General features: G+C 68.6%; 9 protein-coding genes. 4 read left to right on the forward strand and 5 right to left on the reverse strand.

From position 1 onward, the window contains the following. Positions 1 to 144 precede the first annotated feature (144 nt). Positions 145 to 2,175 (forward strand): hypothetical protein, encoded by a 2,031-nt coding sequence (locus EDD30_RS38035; RefSeq protein WP_071804578.1) that lies wholly within the window; start codon positions 145 to 147, stop codon positions 2,173 to 2,175. Positions 2,176 to 2,306: 131 nt separating this feature from the next. Here the strand turns inward: EDD30_RS38035 and EDD30_RS38040 are convergent, their stop codons facing one another. Then, positions 2,307 to 2,756, reverse strand: a complete 450-nt coding sequence (locus EDD30_RS38040; protein WP_071804576.1) for a hypothetical protein — start codon at positions 2,754 to 2,756, stop codon at positions 2,307 to 2,309. A gap of 107 nt (positions 2,757 to 2,863) precedes the next feature. Next, on the reverse strand, positions 2,864 to 3,208 hold the full coding sequence (locus tag EDD30_RS38045) for a hypothetical protein (RefSeq protein WP_071804575.1): 345 nt from the start codon (positions 3,206 to 3,208) through the stop codon (positions 2,864 to 2,866). On the opposite strand from EDD30_RS38045, the gene EDD30_RS38050 reads away from it, so the two are divergent. Next, positions 3,200 to 3,421 (forward strand): hypothetical protein, encoded by a 222-nt coding sequence (locus EDD30_RS38050; protein ID WP_123678932.1) that lies wholly within the window; start codon positions 3,200 to 3,202, stop codon positions 3,419 to 3,421. The genes EDD30_RS38045 and EDD30_RS38050 overlap by 9 nt on opposite strands. Before the next feature lie 432 nt (positions 3,422 to 3,853). Here the strand turns inward: EDD30_RS38050 and EDD30_RS38055 are convergent, their stop codons facing one another. Together EDD30_RS38055 and EDD30_RS38060 are read right to left on the reverse strand one after the other, a co-directional pair. Next, positions 3,854 to 4,486 carry a PIN domain-containing protein gene (locus tag EDD30_RS38055; protein ID WP_170047214.1) on the reverse strand — a complete coding sequence of 211 codons (633 nt, stop codon included), beginning with the start codon at positions 4,484 to 4,486 and terminating at the stop codon, positions 3,854 to 3,856. A gap of 52 nt (positions 4,487 to 4,538) precedes the next feature. Beyond that, positions 4,539 to 5,006, reverse strand: coding sequence for a helix-turn-helix domain-containing protein (locus tag EDD30_RS38060; RefSeq protein WP_071804571.1), 468 nt, complete (start codon positions 5,004 to 5,006; stop codon positions 4,539 to 4,541). 268 nt (positions 5,007 to 5,274) lie between these two features. Here EDD30_RS38060 and EDD30_RS38065 point away from each other — a divergent pair, with 268 nt between their 5' ends. Beyond that, on the forward strand, positions 5,275 to 6,201 hold the full coding sequence (locus EDD30_RS38065) for a hypothetical protein (protein ID WP_071804569.1): 927 nt from the start codon (positions 5,275 to 5,277) through the stop codon (positions 6,199 to 6,201). A 34-nt stretch (positions 6,202 to 6,235) separates the two neighbouring features. Here the strand turns inward: EDD30_RS38065 and EDD30_RS38070 are convergent, their stop codons facing one another. Next, positions 6,236 to 6,496 carry a hypothetical protein gene (locus EDD30_RS38070; RefSeq protein ID WP_071804567.1) on the reverse strand — a complete coding sequence of 87 codons (261 nt, stop codon included), beginning with the start codon at positions 6,494 to 6,496 and terminating at the stop codon, positions 6,236 to 6,238. 1,148 nt (positions 6,497 to 7,644) lie between these two features. On the opposite strand from EDD30_RS38070, the gene EDD30_RS38080 reads away from it, so the two are divergent. Next, positions 7,645 to 7,857, forward strand: a complete 213-nt coding sequence (locus EDD30_RS38080; RefSeq protein ID WP_143162625.1) for a hypothetical protein — start codon at positions 7,645 to 7,647, stop codon at positions 7,855 to 7,857. Positions 7,858 to 8,086: the final 229 nt, after the last annotated feature.

Below are 8,086 nucleotides of genomic sequence, written 5' to 3' on the forward strand. Positions count from 1 at the left end.
CGGTGACTGAGGACCGGGCGACACGTGGACGGGTGTCGCTTCCTCGGCAGACCGGTGGAGACGCACGAGATGGCAGGCGACAAGGGGAGTACCGCGGTTGCTGCGAGGAGCGGCGCGCGGGGCCGGCGCAGGACCCGGGAGCAGATGGCGGCGGCTGGGGTCACCGAGGCCGGGATCGCTGTGGTGGAGGCGGTCGCGGACCTTATCGACGGGCGGTGGCAGACCCGGCAGGCGTTGCTGGACGCGCTCGGGGCGGAGGCCCGCCAGGCCGGTCTGGACCGCCGCCGCTTGTCCAAGGAGCTCGGGGGCAAGGACAAGCCGAAGGGCCCGGAGTGGCACATCACCGTGATGATCGCCCGGCGCTGCGTCGACGACCCGGGGGAGTGGGACCGGACGCTGGCGCGGTTGGCGGGGCTGTGGTGCGCGGCCCGGGGCGTGCAGCGCCCGCCCGGCTACGACGGGCCGATCACCTCGCCGGGTGGTCCGGGCCGCGGCAACGAGGGCGCGACGGCGATGCGGCAGGCCTTGGACACGGTGCAGCAGGCGCTGAACGACAAGGTCAACAGCCTGGAGAAGGCGCGTCTGCTGCTGGAGGGCGCGTACCGCAAGCTCGCCGAGCAGCAGGCGTTCATCGACCAGCAGCAGAGCAAGATCCGGTCTCTGGTCGACCGGCTCGACGCGACCAAGGGGCAATCGGAGGCGTGGGCCAAGGAGGTCCAGGCGCTCAGCGCCCAGATCGACACGCTGACCGCGCAGGCGCTGGGCCGAGACGCCGAGATCGCGCAGGTCTACAAACGCCACCAGGGCGCCGAACTGCAGCTGGCCATCCTGGAACGGGAGAACACCCGGCTCAGCCAGGAAGTGATGAGCCGCTCCGCCCGGGAGATCCAGCTGTGCGCCGAGCTCGAGGAGGCCCGGCGCGCCCTCGCCGTGCACGCGCTGCACCGCCACGACAACCTGCGCGAGCGCTGCGCCCGCCTGGCTGCCCAGATGGAACGCTTCACCGACCCGCAAGCCCCTGTGTTCCACGCCGAGCGCCACGACTGGTTCCGGCTGAGCATCGACACCGGCGCCTGCGTGTGCCGGCGGGCGCTGGCGGCCTACCTGCTGGTGCACCAGGAGCACTGCGGCCGCAGCGTGGCCCAGATCGCCGCCGACCTCGAAGTGCCCCACACCCAGATGGAGCAGCTGCTCACCGGCCAGGCGCTGCCCGGCCAGTGGCAGATGGGCGCACTCGTGCGGGCGCTCGGCGCGGAGAGCAGCCACGCCTGGCAGCTCTACAACGACGTCGCTGGGTGCTGCCCACCCGCGCCGGTGCCCGATACCGACGCCAACGACCCGTCCGGTATCGACCTCTACGAATCGATTGTGAGCAGGTACAACAGCGACAGCGGTGCTCGCGCCGACCACGGACAGCCTCCGTCCACCGCCGCTGTCGCCGAGTCGCTCGGCGACACGGCGACCGCGCGCACGGCCCGCGACACCGCCGCCAACAGCACCGCATCCCGGTCGCCGACGACCGGCGACACGACTGTCGCCATCCCGGGCGACCTGCCGATGCTGGTGAGGCGCGACAGGGCCACCGCGGTCTACCGCGCCGGCAGCCACGCCGGCTCCGCCACGGCGACACCTCATCGGCACGCGATCAGTCTGTGCCGCGTGCTGGACTGGGCGGGCAGTGGCGCCGTGATCCTCGCCGGAGGGGTACCGATGCTCGCCGTGCTGGTCGGGGCGGGGCCCGAGACGGACCTGACCTCCTGGTACGTGGTCGCGGCCGCGGTCTGTCTCGCCTGCGCCAGCCTGGCCCTCGTGATCCACGTCGTCCTGCGCCGCCACCGTCGCCGCTACCGTGCCCGGCACAGCCCCGGCGCCTGCGCCCCGCTTGCTGAGCCCGCTGAGCCCGCCACCGCGCGGGTCGTCGCGCCCGGGGCCTCGCACGACTACTATCCCTACCCGTACCGGCCGGTGGACCCCGTCGGCCTCGGCGCCGCGGAAGGCGGTGACGAGCCGACTCTGCTCTCGCTGCCGGTCGAGCCGATCGAGGCGGACCTACGGGCCCGGGGCCAGCAGATGGCCCAGGCTCTCGCCGGGCGTCAGGGCCCCGGTATCCGGCGGACCGCGACACCAGCGGCTGATCAGGAGGAAGGCGCATCCGGCGACACCGCGGGGACTTGAGGCGACAAGAACGCGGGATGCCGAGAGCTCATAAGCCGTTGGCGCTCAGGGGTGGACGATCTCCGCGATCGACCGGCATCTGGGCGTTGACCGCGCGCTACCGGCGCGGCGTTGGTACCCGGCTTGGGTGATCATTCGTGCTCCCATCGGCCCTCGTCTTCTTGCTCCTCGAGAGCCCAGGCGAGGATCTTCTCGTCTATCCCCGCCTGGTCCAGGGCGACATCCGCGTCGGTGCGCAGCGCGGCCAGGGCGGCGTTGCGGTCCCAGGGTTTGATCTTCTTGCGCAGGATCGCGTAGTGCTCGGTGAGCGTTGAGCCGACGGTCGCCCATCGTGCTGCGCTCGTCCGCGCGGTCTTGGGCAGGGTGTCTGTGAACAGGTTCGCGATGCGTTTGGGCTCGGCGGTGGTGGCCACGGTGAGATCGGTGAAGCCCAGTCCGACCTTGATCTCGTCCAGATAGCGGGGATCGGTTTTCGGGGGCAGGGTGAGGAACTGCCGCTTTGCGGCGTGTACGAGGAAGCCGAGGTCCTTGGCCATCCAGAACAGCCAGTCGTGGGCCCGTCGGCAGACCAGCAGTGGCACGAGCGGCTGTTCGGGATGAGCGTTCTGGGCGACGGCGGCCTTGTGAAGCAGCTGGTGGACTTCTTCGTGGCGGGGGTAGAGCGTCTGGCGGATGTTCTTGACCTCGATCAGGAGCCCGTGGCGGGTAACGGGAGACCGATGACGGGGTCGATCGTGGTCATCCAGGCGCCTGAGTCCAGGGCGCCGGCGAGCCTCGCCGTGCCGATCTGCTTGACCTCGCCGAAGGGGGCGTTCCGGTTGATCGAGTGGTAGCCGTGCTGGACGGCGTCGGCCAGCGAGAGGCGGACGACTTCTTCGCCGGTCGGGCCGAAGGAGGGGGAGTAGCTGAGGTAGCGGCCGTACAGCATCGCCTTGCGTCGGGTGGCGGCCGTGATCGCTGTGCGCCGGCCGCGGCCGCTGTCGGCGGGGACGTAGAGGTGGATGGCGCGGCCGCCCTTGGTGCTGTGTTCCACGAGTTCGACCTGGCCGCGGGCGACGACGTTGGCGAGGGCTTCCTCAATGATGTGCGGGAAGAAGACCAGTGTCCGGGCGCCCGCCTGGGGGAAGCCGGTCTACCACAGGCGGGCGTCGACCTCGGCGCGCGGCATCGCCAGCTGCTCGTCCAGCGTGCGGAGGACGAATCCCTCGGCGTGCGCGACCCAGCCCTGACGGTCCAGGTCGCGTAGTCCGCGACCGTGCGGGTCCGCTGAGCCGCCCTTTTTCATTTCCCCCCTCGCCGACGCCCTAATACAGAGATGGCTGTGGTCCGGCCGCGTGGGACCGGCTCGCGCCCCGCGGTAGAGGGGGACTGAGGGGCGCGAGGGGCAAGTCTACGAGCAGTGGAGTCTGCAGAGCAGGGTCATTTCCGGGTGGGCTGTCAGGCGGGTGAGCGGGCTTCCAGGCCTGTCCCGGCGCAACGGTGCGGCTACTGGCGTATCTCGTCCTGCGTAGTGGTGGCGATGCGCAGCATCGTCAGCAGCAGGAGCACGGTACCGGCGAAGGCGCCGCTACCGGTGAGGACCGCGGTGGGCGGATTGAGGCCGCTGGCCCAGGTGAGCAGTCCGCCAGTGATGCCGACGATGGCGGCGGCCAGTACAGCGATCGGCAGCCAGATGCAGTTACGAGTCGCGGATGGTGATCGTCTCGACGGTCCAGTTCCGGAAGCGTTCGTCGGTGCGGAGCAGGAACGAGAAGCGTTTGGCGCCGGCTGCGTCGAGGCTGTCCAGGCTTGAGTCCGCGGCGGCATCCTCATCCGTCTGCTGCCTGCCCTGGATGTACTCGATCTGATTCATGAATCGGCGGCGGACGAGCTGAGGATGCCGCTCAGCGAGCATGCACAGGAAGTCGTCGGGATGCTGGACGTCGATTCCGGCGTCGACCTCGTCGAGGCACTGCTGGAAGTTGTCGGCGTCGCCGTCGGCGGTGAGGAGGATGTCGACTTCGCCAGCGTAGGCGGCGGCGAGCACATGGTGATCGTTGACGTCGGCTGGCTGGGGAACGGACGCAGGGTCGAACCCGGTGACCTTGGCCTCAGGAAACGCCTCGTCCAGCACCCTCCGCCAGCGTTCGATCGTCTGCTCCGGAGCATCCGGGCGTTTGCGGCGGAGGTGATAGAACGCCTCGGCCAGGACGGCCTCGCTCCACTTCATCTGGTAGGCGGTGTGCTCGCTGTCCAGCGCCATGAGGACAAGCCAGTCCCGCAGGCACCGCGAGACCAGCACGTTGGCGTCGACGAACACAGTAAGCGGCACCGGTAGCACGAACTCAGGCTACCGATGCCTGCTACTCAAGGTGCCTGAAGGGCTACTCGTAGATACCCAGTTCGTCCTGCTCGGCCATCAGCTTCTCGTACGCCGAGCGCTGTTGCTCAATACGGCGGCGCCGGTAGGCCAGCACGTCCGACAATGCCACCCGACGGTGAGTGCCTACCTTGTGTGACGCGATCTCGCCGCTGTCGAGCAGGGCGATCAACGTCGGCCGGGAGACGCCAAGCACTCGCGCGGCCTCGCTGGTCGTCAGTTGCCGCGCAACCTCGCTGACCACTACGCCCTCGCCGCGGTCGAGCACCGCGCAGGCCTGCCTCAGGAGGTCCACCACCAGGCCGGGGAGAGCCACTGAGCCGGCCTCGCCGGCGTCTAGACGTACTTCGTCGCGGTCCGCCCTCGACAGAAGATCCAGCAGCGAGTTGAGGTGTTCGCGCTCCGGCCCTTTACGGGTAGCTGCTTCGGAGAGCTGGAGCGCCGTAGTGGTAAGTGTGGTTGCGGTGCTCATGATCTCTACCCCTTACAGCGGAGCTCTGTGTGTGGAGCTCGTGCCCTAAGCTTCGGCCGTATCCGCAGCATCCGCAAGCTCCTTTGGTTTATATCACTTACTTGCAACCTTGGGGCAGGAGAGGCGGATGGGATCGTGAGGCCGCGCCTCGACGGCGGCCTTGCATCGCCGCGCCTCTCACCAGCGGTTATCCTCTGCTTTAGAACACATGTTCGGTCGCGCCTTCCCCCGCGGCTTCGCTTCAGTGCGCCCGCCGGAGGAGGACTCGATGCCCAGCAGCGTGCCCCGCGACCAGAGCAGGTGGTCGGGCCGTGGCCAGCTGGCCGGGCCCGAAGACGTGCGTCGTCTCCTCGACGAGGTCAACACCGCTGGGCTGGGCCGGGGCAACACGGCTCTCGCCGCGCGGCTCGTGCAGTCGGCCGACGAGGCGGAACTCGCGGCACCTGACGCCTCGCGTGTCCTTCCCGTCATTCCGGAGCTGGCCCGCGGACTGCTGCCCTGGCCTGGCGGCATTCGCCGCGGCGCCACTGTTGCCGTGTCCGGCTCCACCTCGCTCCTAATGGCCATGCTCGCGGGGCCGATGCGGCAAGGTGCGTGGGCGGCAGTGGTCGGAATTCCTGCGTTCGGGGCGCTCGCCGCTCAGGAGTACGGCATCGACCTGAGCAGGCTCGCCCTGGTGCCATCGCCGGGCCCGGACTGGCCGACCGTCGTGTCCGCCCTCATCGACGGGTTCGACCTCGTTGCCGTGGCGCCGCCCGCCAAAGTCGTCGACAGCACCGCCCGGGCGCTGGTCAACCGCGCGCGGCAGAACGACTGCGCACTCCTTCCGACAGCAGCGGCATGGCCCGGCACCGACCTGATCATCGGCGTCGACGGCCGGACCTGGACCGGCCTCGGCATCGGCCGAGGCCGCCTCCGGCGCCAAGAACTCACGGTGCGCGCAACAGGCCGCGGCCGCGCCGCTCGAGCGCGCACCGCAACCGTGAGACTTCCGCCTGAGTCGATCACCGGCGGTGACCCGGACCTGCGGATTCCTCCGGTGCCTGCCAGCTCGCATGCAGGCGAGGAGTCGGCGCTCCGCGTCGAGTCCTCAGCCGTTAGCCTCGCCCAGCATCCAGTGCCTCCGCCGATCGATGCGTGGGAGGACCTTCTCGGGCAGGTGCCGCGCCCTGCTGCACGTACCCGGCGTCACTGACGGTCTCCTCGGCCGCGCCTGATCGTCACCGAAATCACCCGTGGATGAGGCGGTCAGCGCGGTCAGCCGTTGCCCGTGCCCAGCGCCTCCCTGCGACACGGCTGCCGATCACAGGCGGGCACCCTAGAGGAGCCCACCCGCCGGCGCCCGGCCGCCGGCCGGACGAGGCCACGTACGCCTCGCTGACGAACTTGCCGCCCGCATGCAGGACGGCGAGCTCGATCTCGACGGCGGAGAGCTTGTTCAGCATCTTCTCGACGATGAGCCTCTTCAACTCGAAGCCGACGCCGGACATAGTGTGCCGATCATGTCGGCAGCTCATCGACCGTGGCGGCGGCTGGTACAGCTTGGTGAACGAGTCGCTCCACGGTCCCGGTCACTGTCGCAACCGCGAGCCGCTATTCCGCACTCAGGTCAGATCTGTGCGCACGCGAAGAGCCGAGACCGTGTTGTCCTCGGCGAGGTCCTGGGCGCATACGTTGCACGGGTCCGAGCACCTGCCGTCGCTGCAGCCGGCGGTCGAGATGCTGCGGGCAGCCCGGGGCCGACGAAGAGGTCGCGGCGCGGAAGCGGCGTGGCTACGCCAGCGGTACCCGAATGGTCTGCTCTGACCTGACGCGCGGGGCGTCACTCAGATTGGTGTTTGCGCAGTTCAGAGCCTAATTTTGGTCGCGCGACGGCAGAAAATTGTCGGAGACGGGCGCTAGTGTCTAGTCGAGCTTGACGCCGACCTGCAGTAGTAGGGAGGAGCCTCCGCTTCCCGAATCGGGCAGAGCCGGTAGCGGAGACTCCTCGTAGCGGACGGATGAGTCGGGCTGACGGAAGAGGGCCGTTTCCTAGTTCCAGCTAGGAGGCGGTCCTCAGCCGTTCAGCGAGGTGATCAGGGCAGCGGCCGACGCGGTGTTCGCCGCGAACGCGTACATCACGCGGATCACGGTGTTCCAGTTGATGCGCCTGGGCATCTGTCCTCCTCTCGAAGCCCTCGGCAGTGCAAACCACGGACCCAGCTATGAGACCACGGGGGGTGACAAACTCGGACCACCTCATTCCTGACGTGACATCTGAGCCCTCCGAAAGTTCGACCGGATCTTCGACCGTGATGACGTTGATCTCGGAGCTACGCGGGTTCGCCGAGATCAAAACCATCGAGCACGGGGGACGCTGTCCGTCGGACGCGAGGTGATCGGCCCACTGCCGGCCGTGCGGTCGGGCGCGTTAGGTCGAACCCCATCACCGACGAGGGGGCGGTCGGAGGTGGTGGGCCGGGCTAGGACTCCCGTCGCAGGTCGTGGAGTGGCTGAGGTCAGGTCAAAGGCTCGCCTCTATGGGGCCTGGGTGCCGGGGCGTGGCCGTACCACCTTGCGGGTGCGTGACGGACTCGGCGATGCCGCTGACGTGGGTCGGCTTGCTCATGTAGTCCAGGCGGGTCTTCATGACCCCCGCGTGCAGCCCAGATACCGCGGTGTACTCGTAGCAGTGCACGAGGAGCCCGGGCATAGTCGGCAAGTAGTCGTCCGCCTGAACGGCGTCAGCGTCGTCCAGACCACGGAGGGTGCGTTCGTCGCCAACAACAGCACCAACGTCAAGACCCCTGACTACCGCGCTGTGCCACCGTCGATGGCAGGCAACAACATCACCACCGTCAAGCGCTCGTAGGTCATGATCAGGCAGCCGGGATAAACCCTAGGCGAGCCCCTGACGGCGGGATGCGCCCGCCGATCCCCTCAGGTCTCCGCACCGCCAGGCAAAGTGTAGAGAACACACTGAAAGTAGGCTTGAGCAGGCAAAATGCATTGACACTTAAGTGTCAAAAATGGGAGAATGGAGGTAGTCAAGGGAGAAACCCTTCGACAAAGAAGCCCCCGGCAAGTGGCGGTGCAACGCC

This window comes from Couchioplanes caeruleus (genome assembly GCF_003751945.1).
GTDB classification, from domain to species: domain Bacteria; phylum Actinomycetota; class Actinomycetes; order Mycobacteriales; family Micromonosporaceae; genus Actinoplanes; species Actinoplanes caeruleus.